The following is a 14,723-nucleotide window of genomic DNA, read 5'->3' as shown; positions in this document are numbered from 1 at the left end:
GCCGTGGTGATTACCCCGTCGGGAATGAACCTTCTGGCAACCACACCTGCAACTGAGATCGACAGTAGCACGGTGCGATCGGCCCGGCACGACCCGATAATTCCGGTCGGGTCGGTGGCCGAGGAATACTCGCCGTGCACCGCGCTTATTTCTCATTTCACGGGCACAGATATTGCTCTCCGCGGGTGCGGCCTTTTTGCCGTGCCCTTCCGCCCGCGACCCTGTGACCTCCGGCGACGGGAGGCGCGCCGCCGCAACCGCCGTCGGCGGCCCGCGCGGCGGCGAAGGCCCCGACACCCGGCTGCCGCGATGAAGGTCACATCCCCGGACATCCCGGCCCGGCCGGACGGCTCGTCCGGGGCACGGCACCGTCCACGCGCGCGTCCGACCCCAAGTGATCACAATAAAGTCACGTACCTTCGCGGGTTCTTCACACCCGCCACAGGTGGTTTACCTTCTTACTACTTTCAACAACTGGGGACGAGGTACCGCCAGGTGGGGGGATCTGCCTGATTCCGGTACGAAGCGGCCGGTTCCGGACCGTTCCGCGTCGCGTGCGCCCGAAGCGCAGCGCTTCGGGGGCGTGCGGACGCCGCCTTTCGCCGAAGCGGCCCCGCCTTCCCGGGCGGGGCGTGGCCGCTCGTCCCCCGTAGTCACCGGCAAGCAATGGAGTCTCAGCATGGCAGTCATCGCTGCACCGCATCCCGCCGTGACCGCGGGAGCGGATGACAGTGACGCGCCGGCCCCCCGCCTCACCGTCATAGGCACCGGCTACCTCGGGGCCACCCATGCCGTCTGCATGGCCGCCCTGGGTTTCCACGTCCTCGGCGTGGACACGGATGCGGACAAGGTCGGGAAACTCAACTCGGGCGAGCTGCCGTTCTTCGAGCCGGGACTGCCCGAGCTGCTGACGAAGGCGCTCGACTCCGGCCGCCTGCGGTTCACCACGAGCTTCGCCGACGCCGCGGAGTTCGGTGACGTCCACTTCGTCTGCGTCGGCACGCCGCAGCAGCCGGGTTCGGACGCCGCCGACCTGCGCTACGTGGACAGCGCGGTCACCGAGCTGGCGGCGCATCTGCGCCGGCGCGCCCTGGTCGTCGGCAAGTCGACCGTGCCGGTCGGTACGGCTGCCCGGCTCACCGAGCTGGTTCAGCGTGTCGCTCCCGCCGGCCGTGACGTCGAAGTCGCCTGGAACCCCGAGTTCCTGCGCGAGGGGTATGCCGTGGACGACACGCTGCGCCCCGACCGCCTGGTCTTCGGTGTGTCCTCCGACTGGGCGGAGCAGCGGCTGCGCGCCGCCTTCGGCCCCGTCATCGACCGGGGCACGCCGGTCGTGGTCGCCGACCTGACGACGGCCGAACTGGTGAAGACGGCCGCCAACTCCTTCCTCGCCACCAAGATCTCCTACATCAACGCCATGGCCGAGATCTGCGAGGCCACCGGCGGTGATGTCACCCGGCTCGCCGAGGCGCTGTCCTACGACGACCGGATCGGCGGCCGCTTCCTCAAGCCGGGCCTGGGATTCGGCGGCGGATGCCTGCCCAAGGACATCAGGGCTTTTGCGCACCGGGCCGAAGAGCTGGGCGCCGGCCAGGCGGTCGGCTTCCTCCGGGACGTCGACGCGATCAACAAGCGGTGCCGGGTCCGCATCGTGGAACTCGTCGCGGAACTGTTCGGCGGAGACCTGGCGGGCGTACGAGTGGCGGCGCTGGGTGCCGCCTTCAAGCCCAACTCCGACGACATCCGCGACGCCCCGGCCCTCGACGTCGCCGCCGCGCTGCACCGGCTCGGCGCACAGGTGACCGTGACCGACCCGGTGGCCCTGGACAACGCCCGGCGGAGCCATCCCGAACTCGCCTACGCCGCCGACGCGATGTCCGCGGCGCGGGCTGCGGACGTCGTCGTACTGCTGACGGAGTGGAACGAGTTCCGCCTCGTCGATCCCGGGGCGATGGGAGCCGTGGTCGCCGGCAAGCGTGTCGTCGACGGCCGGCACGCACTGGACCCGGCGCGGTGGCGCGCGGCCGGGTGGGAGTACCGCGCCCTCGGCCGCCCCTGAGGCCCGCGGTGCCGCGGCAACTCAACTAAGACGCCGCCTGGTTGGCCCGCGTTGCCTGATGAGCCGCACATCACAGGACCCCTGTCCTGAAGTTCTTCAACGTTCACATATAATCTTCACACTTTCCACGCAATCTCCATACTCCTGGGGGGAGTTCTCTATGTCCGACGGTCAGCAGCTCGCTGCCACCGGTGCTGGCGGTCTCACGATCGCCGGGGTGACCATCTACACCGGCTGGTGGATGTTCGCCGTGGCTGCCGGCGTGGTCCTGGCAGGCATCCTCGTGACCCGCATGGGCTTCCGCAGACGTCAGTCCGTGGGCGAGGAGTGAGCCGCGGACGACGCGAGCAGGCGCCGGTGCTGTCCGCGTGGCAGCACCGGTCCGGCACAGTCCTGATCGCCATCTGCGGGCTTGCCCTGATCACCGTCTGGACGGCCCACCACGTGCTCGTGGTGTCCAGCTGGGACTCCCGGACCACCGGGCGTCTGTCGTTCGTGTGGCTCGGCACGTTCGTGCTCTTCGCCATCCAGGTCACGCTCTACCACCTGGACCGGCCGACCCGCGTCCCCGCCAAGGCGCGTGAGCGTCTGGACCGGCTCCATGTGTCGATCCTGATGCCGGTCTACAACGAGGACCCCGGCTACCTGAGGCTGGGACTGGAGTCCTTCCTGCAGCAGACCCGCCGCCCCGACAGCGTCCATGTCGTCGACGACGGTTCGACCACCACGGACTACGCGGATGTGCGTGACTGGTGGCTGACGGCCGCACCGCAGGCGGGTGTGCGCACGACGTGGCAGCGCGTACCGAACGGCGGCAAGCGCCATGCCCAGGCCCACGGCGTCGAGGCCGGCGGGGAGGCGGACATCTACATCACGGTGGACTCCGACTCCTATCTCGACCCGCACGCGGTGGAGGAGATCCTCAAACCGTTCTCCAAGCGCCGCGTGCAGTCCGTCGCGGGCATCGTCATCGCGACGAACAACCAGGGCCCCGGCCGACCCGTCTGGAGCCCCCCGGGGAGCCGGGCCTCGCGCCGCGCGGTCCGGCAGGCCAAGAGGGAGCACCGCAAGGCGCTTCTGCACTGGCGCAGCAGCCAGTTGCTGGCCCGCACGACCGACCTGTGGTTCGTGACCTCGCAGATGGTCGACCGTTCCGGACAGTCCGCCGTAGGCGCCGTCATGGTCAACTCCGGCCCCCTCGCGGCCTACCGCGCCGCCGTCGTCCGGGACAACCTGGGCTCCTACCTCAACGAGACCTTCATGGGCCGCGGCGTCGCGTTCAGCGACGACAGCATGCTCACTCTGTACGCCCAGGAACGCGGCCTGACGGTCCAGCAGGCGACGGCCATCGTCTTCACGGCCATGCCGGAGCGCTGGAACCACTTCGGGCGGATGTACCTGCGCTGGATGCGCGGCTCCACGATCCGCTCCATCTGGCGCATGCGGTACCTGTCGATGGGCCGGCCCGCGTTCTGGCTGCACGCGATCCGCTGGGTCCAGATGGTCCTCACCCAGATGGTCACCGTCTGGCTGCTCGTGGTGGAACCGGTCGCCTACGAAAACCGCCCCCCGCTCAGCATGCTCTGGATCCCCTTCCTGCTCGGCTGGGCCCAGGGGCTGCGCTACCTCGGCATCATCCGCACCGACGAGCGGATCCGCTCCCGGTTCCTCACGTGGCTGATGATGCCGCTGGCGATCGTCATGGCCTGGACGTGGTTCCGCTGGCTTCGCTGGTACGGCATCGTCACCTGCGCCAAGACGGGCTGGGGCACCCGCCAGAACGGCGCCGAGGTCTCCCTCGCGGGCGGGGCACCGTCAGCTCTGAACCCCGCGCCGGCCGTGATGCCCGCGGCCCCCGTGTACACCACCACGGACCCCTGGTACGAGGACGGCACGTCACCCCAGCAGCACATGCCGCCCATCCCCTCGGCCCCCTGAGGCCCCCGCCCCCGGAGGCCCCGCCCCTGAGGCCCCGCCTCCGCGGGCACGGCCTCGCGGACACGGCCTCGCGGGCACGTTCCGGACGGCCCCGGCCTTCCCCGGTGAGCGCGGCACACCGCGCTCACCGGCGGTTTCACGCCCTTTCGGAAGTAGGGCCGGTACTCCTGGCACTCGCCGACGAGAACCGGCGCCGGGTCGTCGCCGAACTCTCCGCACGGCCGGAAGAGGAGCGATTGCCTTCGCAAGGAGGGCCTGGACCCTTCACCCCGTCGTGAGGCGGCCCTCACGACATGACAGTGCTCGCGAAGCGGCGCAAGCTGGGACGAGTGCAGGGGTGAACGGGGTGGCACCTGGCCGCCGGGAGACGAAAGGTCACTCATGCCACGGTCCATGCGCGCGCTCGTAGCCGGAGAGATCGGCGAGCCGAAGGATGTCCTGCGGCTGGAGTCCCGGCCCGTTCCCACGCCGGCGGCCGGCCAGGCGCTGATCCGCGTGAAGGCGACTCCGATCCACGCCAGCGACCTGCACGTGCTGCGTGGCCGCTACGGCTTCACCCCCGAGTTCCCCACCGTCGGCGGGCACATGGAATGCGTGGGCCGTATCGAGGCCCTGGGGCCGGACACCGGGGGACTGAAGACCGGCGAACGTGTGGTGGCCGTCGCCGTCCCGGCCGTACCCGGGCCGCCTGTGACCGGTACCTGGCAGGAGTACCTCGTCGCCGAAACACACAGGCTTCTGCCGGTCCCCGACCGCCTGAGCGACTCCAGCGCCTGTCAGCTCGCCGTCAACCCGTTGACCGCGCTGCTCCTGGTGACCCGGGAACTCGGCGTACGGCCCGGGGAGTGGCTGTTGCAGACGGCGGCGGGCTCCACCGTCGGCCGGCTCGTCATCCAGCTGGCCAGGCATCTGGGTATACGCACGGTCAATGTGGTGCGGCGGCGCGATGCCGTCGAGGAGACCGAGGCACTCGGCGGCGACGAGGTCATCTGCACCGAGGACGAGGACCTCGCGCAGCGTGTGGCCGAGATCGCGGGACCGGCCGGCGTGCGCAAGGCCATCGACTGTGTCGCGGGCCATGTGGGTGCCCAGGTGTCCCAGGCACTGGCCCCGGGAGGGGAGACCGTGGTCTACGGCGCCCTCTCCACCCATCGGCAGACCGACCCGGCGGCGCTGACGATCCCGCTGCAGGTGCGCTCGCTCATCTACGGGACCCGAGCGGTCCGCGGCTTCTGGCTGAACCGCTGGTTCGGCACCGTCTCACCCGCGGAAGCGCTGCGCGCGCTGTCCGAGGTGCGCAGCCTCGTCGCCGACGAGGTGCTGACCATCCCCCCGGGCCGGCCGTTCCCGCTCGAACGCTTCCCCGAAGCCATCGCGTTCGCCGAAGCGCCCGCCCACGGCGCCAAACCGCTCTTCGTCTTCGACGACGGCCGGGACGCAGCCGGCGCTTAGGACGCGGTCTTCGGACTCCCCCAGCCGGCTCGGGCGGACGCCGGTGCCGGGTGGGCGCCGGTGCCGGGTGGGCGCCGGGCCCCGTCGGCACGGCGGTGGCGGACGGCGCCCCGCGAACAGGCCGGCGCCGCCCGCCACACACCTCCGACCGGGATCCTTCCGGTGGGACGGCTCAGGAATTGGCCTTGACGAACTTTCGCGTGCCGAGGGTGAGCGAGCCCACGACCAGGACGACGGCGACGACGGCTCCGCCCAGCACCGAGTCGGTCGTGTAGTGGCCGACGAAAAGGTCGCGCATGGCGTCGACGATGTACCGGAAGGGGCTGAGGTGGGACAACGCGGAGAGCCAGTCCGGCGCGAACGTCATCGGCAGCAGGATGCCGGAGAGCAGCATCAGCGGCAGGACCACGGTGTTGATCACTGGGGCGAAGAGGTACTCCGTCGGCAGGCTCAGCGCCAGCAGGTACGACAGCGAGGCCAGACTGATGGCGAGCGCCAGAACCAGGGCGAACCCGGCCACCACACCCAGCACCGGCGCCCGCAGCCCGAACCCGACGGAGACCAGGGTCAGCAGGAGTGCCTGGAAGAGCATGACCACGGCGTCCCGCATGACCCGGCCGAGCAGCAGGGCCAGCCGGCTGACCGGCGTCACCCGCATGCGCTCGATGACCCCGGCGCGCATGTCCGGGATCAGGTTGAACCCCGCGTATCCCGCCCCGAACAGTCCGAGTTGGACGAGCAGTCCCGGCACGTACTCCTGCCAGGCGTTGTGGCCGGAGGCGTCCGGCAGCGCCTTCTCCAGCATGGGGCCGAAGAGCAGCAGATAGAGCACCGGCTGAACCATGCCGATGACGACACTCATCTTGCTCTTCAGCGTGGTGTCCATGTGCCGCCGGAAGATGAGCAACGAGTCGTTGATGACCTGCACGACAAGTCCTTTCAGGCGCCCAGGGGCTGGGGAGCGGCCGCGTCCAGCGGACGGCCGGTGAGGGACAGGAAGACGTCGTCCAGCGTCGGCCGGACCACCTGGATGGAGGTCGGCTCGACGTCGGCGCTGTCGAGCGTGCGCAGGAATTCCAGGAGCATGCGGTCGTTGTGCTCCACCGTCAGCCGCAGCGTCTCGCCGTCGACCTGGACGTCCCGGACGGCGGGGTGCTCGGCGAGCGCGACTCCGGCCCGGTCGGCCCCGGAGACCAACTCCATGGTGACGATGTCGTGCCCCAGCTGCTGCTTGAGACTGGTCGGGCTGTCCTCGGCGACGATCCGGCCGCGGTCGATGATCAGCACCCGGTCGCAGAGCGCGTCGGCCTCGTCCAGGTAATGGGTGCTCAGGAACACGGTGGTGCCGTGCTTCTCCCGGACCTCCCGGACGTGGTCCCACAGCATGCTGCGGCTCTGCGGGTCGAGCGCGGCGCTGGGTTCGTCGAGGAAGAGCACCTCGGGCTCGTGGACCAGGCCGAGGGCGATGTCCAGCCGACGGCGCTGCCCGCCGGAGAGCGTGATGGTGGGGCGTTCCGCGAGCCCGGTCAGGTCGAATTCCTCGAGTAACTGGTCTGCGCGGCGTACCGCGTCGGCCTGGGACATCTGGTAGAGCCGTCCCTGCAGAATCATCTCGCTGCGCACCGAGGCGGCAGGTGAAGTACCGCCGGACTGCGCGACGTAGCCGATCTTGCGGCGGACTCCCTGCGGATCGGCGCGCAGATCGCATCCGGCGACGCGGGCGTTGCCGGACGTGGGCTGCAGCAGGGTGGTGAGCATCCGCAGGGTGGTCGTCTTACCGGCGCCGTTCTGGCCCAGGAAGCCGACGATCTCACCCGGCGCGACATGGAAACTCACCCCGGAGACGGCCTCGACCCCGCCCTTCTTGTTCCTGTACGTCTTCGACAGGTCTTTCGCTTCGATCATGTTCACGGCATCTCCTCGGTGGGCTGGTCTTCCGAGACGGCCCGCTCGGCGCCGGCGGCCGGTCCCGGATCGGGGATGTCGGCCACGTCTTTCTCGAACTGCTCGAGCCAGCGCAGTTCGGCGTCCAGTTGCATCTCCCGGCGGTGGAACATCGCCGCGTCGAACGCGCTGATCAGCCCCTGTTCGGTGAGGCGTCGGCATTCGGAGGCCACGCCGTCGCGGCTGAGAGCGAGTGCCTCGCGGCGCCGGGCGAGCAGTCTGAGCATCTCCGAGCGGTCCCCGACCCGGCCGAAGAGCAGGGCGACTCCCAACGGGTCGGGGCCGAAATGCAGCCGGGAGACAGCCGTCTCCCGGAGGGCGTGCAGTTCGCTCCGGCCGTCCTCGGTGATCCGGTAGATGGTCCGGACGGGACGGCGCCCGACCTGCTCGGTACGGACGGCCTCGACAAGGCCGTGTGTCTCCATCGTGCGCAGTTCGCGGTGCAGGGCACCGATGCTGACGCCGCCCCAGGTCTGGACGTTGCTGCGCTCGGCCTGTCTGCGGATTTCGTGGCCGTGCTGCGGACCGCCGCTCTCGAGCAGTCCCAGCACCACAAGGCGAGATAGATTCACGTTGCTAGCTTCACCGCATTAGATTCATGTTGTCAATCGGCTCCGATGGAGTGCCGCTGAAGACGGGGAGGCGGGGAGGCGGCGACAGCCCGGGAGACGGCACGGCCTCACGGGCGGTCGAGGTGGTGGTCGATACCCGGCACCTTGATTCCATAGGGCCGAGCCCAACGGCGCCGGCAGGACGACCACCATGCGCATGCTGACCACCCGGGCTGTCACCTGCGGAGCGGCTGACGGGAGGGGCGGGCAACCCTGTCCCCGCCCCGTGAGTCACAAGGGCGTCACCCGTTCCACATGGTTTCCCATGGTCCTGAAAGGGCCCGCTCTCTGTGCTGACTCGTACCCGGCGGACCGCACTGGCCGCGGCGGCCGCCGTCGCCGCCATCGGCGGCCTGATCACCGCCGCCCCCGCCTCCGCGGCCGTCACCTGCACCTCTCCCGTCTGGACGGCGCAGTACTTCGGCAACTCCACCTTCAGCGGCACACCGAAGCTGACCGCCTGTGACCCCGCCATCGCCGAGAACTACGGGTACGGCGACCCGTCCGGAGTCACGTTGCCCAAGGACGACTTCTCCGTCCGCTGGTCCCTCACCCGGGACTTCGGCTCCGGCGGCCCCTTCCGGCTCTCCGCCGCCACGCAGGACGGCATGCGCGTCTACGTCGACGGCGTGCGGAAGATCGACCTGTGGAAGAACGTCTCCACCACCGCCCGCAAGACCGTCGACGTGACCGTCCCGGCGGGCCGGCACTCGCTCCGCGTGGACTACGTCGCCTGGACCGGCCTTGCCCGAGCCGGGTTCACGTACGCCCCGCGCACCGAGGCCGCCGTCGACACCGTCAAGCCGCTCGCCCCGACCGGCCTCACCGCCGCGTACGACCGCGACACCACGAAGACCACCCTGCGCTGGACCGCGAACAAGGAGATGGACCTCGCCGGTTACCGCGTGTACCGCCGGCTGGGCACCACCGGGTGGGCGAAGGTCAGCGGCTCGGCGCTGCTCACCTCCCCGTCCTTCGCGGACGCGACGCCCGCCACGGGCCAGACCTTCCTGTACGAGGTCCGCGCCGTCGACAAGGCGGGCCGCGAGTCCGCCGGCAGCTCCGACGCCGCCGCCGTGACCGTGGACCGCACCGGCCCGGCGGCGCCGGACGGGCTCACGGTCACCGGCGACGCGTGGTGGGCCACCTTGGCCTGGCAGGGCGGCGCCGACGCCGCGAAGTACGAGGTGTACGCCGCCCCCGCGGCCACCGGCCCGTTCGAGCTGCTGGGTACGACGACCACGACGTGGTACCGCACCGACGCGCCCGTGAACACCGCCCGCTACTACCGGGTCCGCGCACTCGACGCGTTCGGCAACCCGTCGGCGTACGCCACCGCCACCGGCGACGGCGTCGACCGGACACCGCCGAAGTCGTCCCCGACCTCCCTCGACTCCGTCGTCGGCGTCGGCTACACCGACGTGCACTGGAAGCAGCCCGACGGCTTCGGCGAGGACTTCTCCAACGGCGGGACCTACCGCGTCTACCGCTCACCCGGCAAGAACCTCGACCCGGCCGCGCTCACCCGCGTGACCTGCGCCGACAACAGCGACGAGACCGGCACCGGCGGCGTCTGCGAGGACCTGGACATGCCCGCGGGCACGTACGTGACGTACGCGGTCGCGGCGGTGGACCCGGCCGGCAACGAGTCGGCGTTGTCCGCCCCCCTCGTCGTCCGCACCGGTGACCGCGTCGCGCCCCGCCCGGTCACCGGCGTGCGGGCCACCCCGCGCGCCGACGGCGTGCTGGTGAGCTGGGCGGCCTCGGCCGAGGACGACGTCGAACGCTACGCGGCCTGGACCGGCGTCCGGCAGGCCGACGGCACGGTCAAGTGGCTCAGCTCCACCGACTGCGCGGAGGGTACGAGCGACCCGCTCGCGGTCCTCTGCGGCGACCTGCCGGACGGCGAGACGTACGTGTACGCGGTCGTCGCCAGGGACCGCTGGGGCAACGCGCTGCCCCCGGGTGACTCCGAGGTCACGGTCGTCGACGCCACCGAGCTGGACCTCCGGCCGTCCGTGACGGTCACCCGCGACTGGGACCTCGGCAGCATGGCCTACGGCACCGTGATCGGCGGACCCGACGAGGACGGGCCGTCCGTCAACTGGCGGTGCGACAAGACGGCCGAGTGCGACACCGTCGCGGGCTACCGGGTCAGCCGGTGGAACGGGGCCACGAGATCGTACGAGCCGCTGCACGCCGGACTGCTGCCGGTGGAGACCCGTGCCTACACGGACACCACGGCCGCCCGGGGCACCACGCACTTCTACACGCTGGAGGCGGTGCGCGCCGACGGCGGCGTCGCGGGCACGCAGGCGTGGAGCTGCGTCTTCCAGGACCGCGTCTAACCGGTACGACGGGCCACCCCGCACAGCACAAGGCCCGGGTCCGTGACCTGGGCCTTGTGCTGTGTTCCGGCAGATCGTCAAGGCCAGGGGCGCCGTGCGGAAGGCTTCGGCGCAGTGCCTGCGTTCCGGGGCGGGTGGCCGGGAACGAGCCCTCGCCGCCGCGCTTGCCGCGCCCGTCTGCAGAGCTCGGAGCGGCGTTCCGCTGCCCCCACCCTGGTCAGGAGGTGAAGGGCACACGGGTCCAGTTGAGGACCTGCGGGCTGCCGGGGTCGACCGTCACCTTGAGGTAGTCGGTGGCGTTGCCGGACCCGTCGACGGTGACGCGGTGCAGGTTGGGCACAGCGGCCGTCTGCCGGTAGAACGACAGCCACTTGGAGCCGGCGGCCAGCGGCTGGTCGGCGTTGTAGACGTGGCTGTCGCCGTTGAACAGGTACACCGGCCCCCGGAACCGGGCGGACTCCTGGGCGATCGCGTCGACGATCGGCTGGAAGGCGTAGTAGTCGGCGTACGAGGGGTCGGTCACCGTCGGGTCGAACATGTCGGCCTGGGTGAGCAGGGCGACGGCCTTGTCGTGGTGGCGCCGGGCCCCGTCGAAGGTGTCGCGTATCGACTGGACCACGGCGGCGGTGCGGCCGAGGACCTCGGCGGCCTGCTCCGGGGTGGGCCGGGTGTTGCCGGTCCACGGCGCCAGGCTGTTGTTGCTGCCGACGATGTGCAGCGCGGAGAAGGCCACGTCGGCCCGGGTGTAGCGGACGTCCTCGGGGTATCCCTCGTCTGCCTGCGAGGCGACGTGGACACTGTTCCGCCCGAGTGTCCAGCCGGGCCGCGGGAAGAACACTTCGCGGATCTTGGCGAGGCGGTCGAGCGGGTTGTACGGGCCGTTGTTCGGCCGGTGGCAGTCGGTCCACTCGTTGTCGCCGACGGTGTAGACCAGGGGGTCCTGGAACTGGTCGAAGTCCGACTTGATCATCCGGAAGTAGTCGTCACTGCACACGGACGAGCCGTTCTTGATGTCACCGAGGTGATCCACGAACTGCACGTCAGGATCGGCGTTGATCTGCTGGACGACTTTGGGGAACTGGGCGATCTCGGCGTCCCCGTAGGGAACGTCACCGATAACCGCGAAGGTGAACCGGGAGTCGTGGGAACCGGCGGTGGCCGCGCCGGCCGACGCCGACCCGGTGGACAGAGCGATGGACAACACGCTCAGGGCAACCGCGGCGGATGCTGCATGACGCCACTGTCTCATCGTCGTTCCTCCTGGGATCGAAAAGGCGCGTCAATGTCCCGAACGTGATCGACCAGCAGCCCCCCTCCCGGAGGACAGGCGGTGAACAGTGCCCGGCGGTGACGAGCACACCGCCGGTGACGGTGTGAGGAGGTAACGGCGCCCGCGGTCGGTCCATGATCTCGTCGGCGGCGGCCTCACCGAGGGCGGCGGACACCGCCACCACCCGCTCACGTTGACCGGACGTCGTACTCGCCGCGCCAGCCCCGGCGTTCCGTCGATCCGCCGGCGAAGCGGCTGACGGCGGAGGTCGGCGGAGGTCGGCGACGACGGCCGGCTGTCCTGCTGGCAGCTAGCCTGACCTGCCACAACGCGCCGGCCACGGGGGAAAGGCAGGGCCGTTTCCCTCGCTGCGCCGACTCGGTCCGGATATCTGGCACAGGCTGGGGGTACCCGCCTCGCAGCATGGTCCCTGGCCGAGTCCGGTACGCGGTGACAGCAACGGAGAACCAGATGAAGGCCCGCCAGTCAGCAACCCCGCCGACGCCCGCGCCGGTTCCAGCGGATGAGCAGCCTGCCGAAGTCCTCGCCGGCCGCTACCGGTTGGCCGCGAGAATCGGATCGGGAGGCATGGCCGACGTGTACGAGGCCGTCGACACGCGTCTTCGGCGTCCCGTGGCCGTCAAGGTGTTCCGGCCCGGTCCGGACCCGCAGGCAGAGGACCGTCTCACCGCGGAGGCCGTCCTCCTGGCCCGCCTGCAGCACCCGGGACTGGTCACCGTCTACGACGCCGGCCGCCACGACGACCGCACGTACCTGGTCATGCAGCTGGTCAAGGGCCCCACGCTGCGCGGCCTTCTGGAGTGCGGAGCGCTGCCTGAGCGACGTGTGGTGGATGTGGGCGCCGCCCTCGCGCGGGCGCTGGCCTACGTCCACCGGGCCGGCGTCGTGCACCGAGACGTCAAACCGTCGAACATCCTCCTCGATACGGCCGGTGCTCCTCACCTGGCCGATTTCGGCATCGCGCGCCTGGCCGACGCCACCCGCCAGACGGCGCCGGACGTCCTGATAGGCACCGCCGCCTATCTGGCACCGGAGCAGGTCGAGGGCAGGCGGATCGGACCGGCCGCCGACGTCTACGCGCTCGGCCTGGTCCTACTGGAGTGCCTGAAAGGCGAACTGGAGTACCAGGGAACCGCGTTGGAGGCGACAGTCGCCCGCCTGCACCGCCCACCCGAGGTCCCCACCTGGCTTCCCCCGGAACTCGCGGCCCTGCTGCGGGCCATGACCGACCAGGACCCCGAGGCCCGCCCGGACGCCGAGCAGTGCGCGCAAGTCCTCGCCTCCCGGAACGCCCAACCTGATCCACACCCCCTGCCGCTCCCGGCGTCCTCCGAGGCACGCCTCCGGGCGCCGGCGGCCCCTCCCCCCGGAACGGAGGAGCACATACGGTCTCGGGAGGCCACGGTCACCCGGCGCAACCTCCCCGGCGGCACTCGCCACAGCCGCCGCCTGGCAGCGGGCACGGCCCTGGCCCTCTCCGCGGCCCTGGGCGCGACTCTCGCCTTCACATCGAGCACCAGCGGAAGCGACGACCCGGCAGCAGCGACGCCCTCCGTAACCCCCACGCACCCGTCCTCCGGCACGGCGGCCGCCGACAGCGGGCCCGGTGCCCTCCCGACCGTCCGGTCTCACGGCGCTCAGCCTGCCTCCAGGGCATTCGGCGCGTCTCACCCTGCGGCTGCGCCAACCGGATCCCATGCCCAGCCCGCCTCCAGGACACTCGGCGTGGCGGCTGCCCCGAACTCGAGCCGCAGCGCCTCTGCACCGCCCGCGGGCCCGAGCGGATCGGCGTCACCGCCGCCACGATCGGTGCCGACCACAGCCGGGGCCGCCGGCCCGAGCCATACGACACCAGCGGCGACGCCGACCGCTGGCACGGTGCCCCCATCACCAAGCCCCTCGGAGGACGGCACCGCTACCGGCGCACCGCCCACCCCGACCCCGACGCATTAGAGGCCGGCTACCGAACCCCGCCGTGCCCCGATACATGCCCGAACTCCCAGGCACGAGCTCGATCCGGTGGCCGTGCCCGCCCCGTGTCACCGGTACGGCTGCTCTGGGCAGCAGGTCTGCTCGCCGGTCCAACCGATCACGGCGAACGGGCTCCCGGCGAGACCGAATCCGTCGCACCCCGCCTTCCTGCAGCAGCGCGCTCACCGAACTCGCGCTCCCAGCTTGGGAAGCGGCGGTCATTTACGGCCGGCTCGGCAGCTGACCTGGACGAACGTCGGAGTCCTGGGCTGGTCGCGCCCGTCCGCTTTCACCGTGGCTCCCCGCTGTTTCCCGCACGATCTGGTGCGCTTGTGGTGCGGGGATGCCGTATCGGAAGCCGGGTATCCGTCCACGCATGCTCGCCATGGTCTACCACTCCTACGATGCGGCAACCACCGGTCGGGCGTTCGTTCTGTCCGTTGTGATTGTGCTGGCAGTGGGCCGGTACGTCCGTCATCGCCAATAAGCGAGTCCTCTTGGCACCTTCTCCCATACGCTGTGGCTCACGGCACACAGCCGTCATGGCCGGGGGAGCATGATGGAGCAGCTTCGGAAGCTCGTTGTCCGTTACGGCGATTGCCAACAGAAGCCCGTGCGTTTCCGTCCAGAAACATGGCGCTCGCGGTTGGAGCCGCACGGAGCGGCGCACGTACTCGGTATCGGCGTTGGATGTGCGAGCGGGTCGAGCGGAGAGCGTCTCGTCAGCCGGGGCGACCTGGCCCATCTCCGTGACCGCGTTGGTGACGATGATCCCGACAGTCTGCGTGACCTGTTCGTGGCCGTCATGATCTGGGGCTCGGGCATCACGAACGGACGTGGGCCGCGGTACACGGAAGCTGCTCTGTCCGACGCGCGCATGCCCACTGTCCTCCGGACCACGCGCGAAGCGGTCCGAGGTGGTGACCTGAGCGAGGCCTACCGGCAGTTCGCCCTCAAGGGGGTGGGGCGGTCCTTCTTCACCAAGTGGTTCGCGGCCGTGGACGACCGCGACGCCTCATGTGACCGGGCTTTGATCCTCGACGACCGGGTCTTTAGACGTCATTTCACTTGGCCAGTCGGCGGTGGCATATGAGGGTCGCGGCGATGGC

At 70.5% G+C, this 14,723-nt stretch carries 11 protein-coding genes; 7 read left to right on the top strand and 4 right to left on the bottom strand.

The genetic code is table 11. The features are described from left to right. Nucleotides 1-679 precede the first annotated feature (679 nt). From AB0B40_RS08275 to AB0B40_RS08260, 4 genes are all read left to right on the top strand, one after another. On the top strand, nucleotides 680-2,059 hold the full coding sequence (locus AB0B40_RS08275) for a UDP-glucose/GDP-mannose dehydrogenase family protein (RefSeq protein ID WP_362263548.1): 1,380 nt from the start codon (nucleotides 680-682) through the stop codon (nucleotides 2,057-2,059). Nucleotides 2,060-2,219: 160 nt separating this feature from the next. After that, nucleotides 2,220-2,390: a hypothetical protein gene (locus AB0B40_RS08270; protein ID WP_345047422.1), complete on the top strand. Its 171-nt coding sequence runs from the start codon at nucleotides 2,220-2,222 to the stop codon at nucleotides 2,388-2,390. Continuing rightward, complete coding sequence (locus tag AB0B40_RS08265; RefSeq protein ID WP_362263547.1) at nucleotides 2,387-3,997, top strand: glycosyltransferase; 1,611 nt, start codon at nucleotides 2,387-2,389, stop codon at nucleotides 3,995-3,997. Before AB0B40_RS08270 ends, AB0B40_RS08265 begins: the two co-directional genes overlap by 4 nt. A gap of 393 nt (nucleotides 3,998-4,390) precedes the next feature. Beyond that, nucleotides 4,391-5,449, top strand: coding sequence for a zinc-dependent alcohol dehydrogenase family protein (locus AB0B40_RS08260; RefSeq protein WP_362263546.1), 1,059 nt, complete (start codon nucleotides 4,391-4,393; stop codon nucleotides 5,447-5,449). Nucleotides 5,450-5,621: 172 nt separating this feature from the next. Here AB0B40_RS08260 and AB0B40_RS08255 read toward each other — a convergent pair whose 3' ends face one another. The 3 genes from AB0B40_RS08255 to AB0B40_RS08245 are packed head-to-tail and all read right to left on the bottom strand — an operon-like array spanning nucleotide 5,622 to nucleotide 7,965. Then, the gene (locus AB0B40_RS08255) at nucleotides 5,622-6,377 is read right to left on the bottom strand and encodes an ABC transporter permease (RefSeq protein WP_345047427.1); all 756 of its coding nucleotides are present in this window, start codon (nucleotides 6,375-6,377) and stop codon (nucleotides 5,622-5,624) included. A gap of 11 nt (nucleotides 6,378-6,388) precedes the next feature. Then, nucleotides 6,389-7,354, bottom strand: coding sequence for an ATP-binding cassette domain-containing protein (locus AB0B40_RS08250; RefSeq protein WP_345047428.1), 966 nt, complete (start codon nucleotides 7,352-7,354; stop codon nucleotides 6,389-6,391). A 2-nt stretch (nucleotides 7,355-7,356) separates the two neighbouring features. Then, nucleotides 7,357-7,965 (bottom strand): PadR family transcriptional regulator, encoded by a 609-nt coding sequence (locus AB0B40_RS08245; protein WP_345047430.1) that lies wholly within the window; start codon nucleotides 7,963-7,965, stop codon nucleotides 7,357-7,359. Nucleotides 7,966-8,294: 329 nt separating this feature from the next. On the opposite strand from AB0B40_RS08245, the gene AB0B40_RS08240 reads away from it, so the two are divergent. Continuing rightward, on the top strand, nucleotides 8,295-10,352 hold the full coding sequence (locus tag AB0B40_RS08240) for a PA14 domain-containing protein (protein ID WP_362263545.1): 2,058 nt from the start codon (nucleotides 8,295-8,297) through the stop codon (nucleotides 10,350-10,352). Nucleotides 10,353-10,569: 217 nt separating this feature from the next. Here AB0B40_RS08240 and AB0B40_RS08235 read toward each other — a convergent pair whose 3' ends face one another. After that, nucleotides 10,570-11,553, bottom strand: a complete 984-nt coding sequence (locus AB0B40_RS08235) for a metallophosphoesterase (RefSeq protein WP_362263544.1) — start codon at nucleotides 11,551-11,553, stop codon at nucleotides 10,570-10,572. Between the two features lie 492 nt (nucleotides 11,554-12,045). On the opposite strand from AB0B40_RS08235, the gene AB0B40_RS08230 reads away from it, so the two are divergent. Continuing rightward, nucleotides 12,046-13,596 (top strand): protein kinase, encoded by a 1,551-nt coding sequence (locus AB0B40_RS08230; protein ID WP_362263543.1) that lies wholly within the window; start codon nucleotides 12,046-12,048, stop codon nucleotides 13,594-13,596. Nucleotides 13,597-14,170: 574 nt separating this feature from the next. Next, nucleotides 14,171-14,707 (top strand): hypothetical protein, encoded by a 537-nt coding sequence (locus AB0B40_RS08225; RefSeq protein WP_362263542.1) that lies wholly within the window; start codon nucleotides 14,171-14,173, stop codon nucleotides 14,705-14,707. Nucleotides 14,708-14,723 lie beyond the last annotated feature (16 nt).

The organism is Streptomyces sp. NPDC042638 (assembly GCF_040647235.1).
In the GTDB taxonomy this organism is placed as follows: Bacteria; Actinomycetota; Actinomycetes; order Streptomycetales; family Streptomycetaceae; genus Streptomyces; species Streptomyces rameus.
Note: the sequence above shows the minus strand (reverse complement) of the source record. Positions and strands in the feature narration are given on the sequence as shown.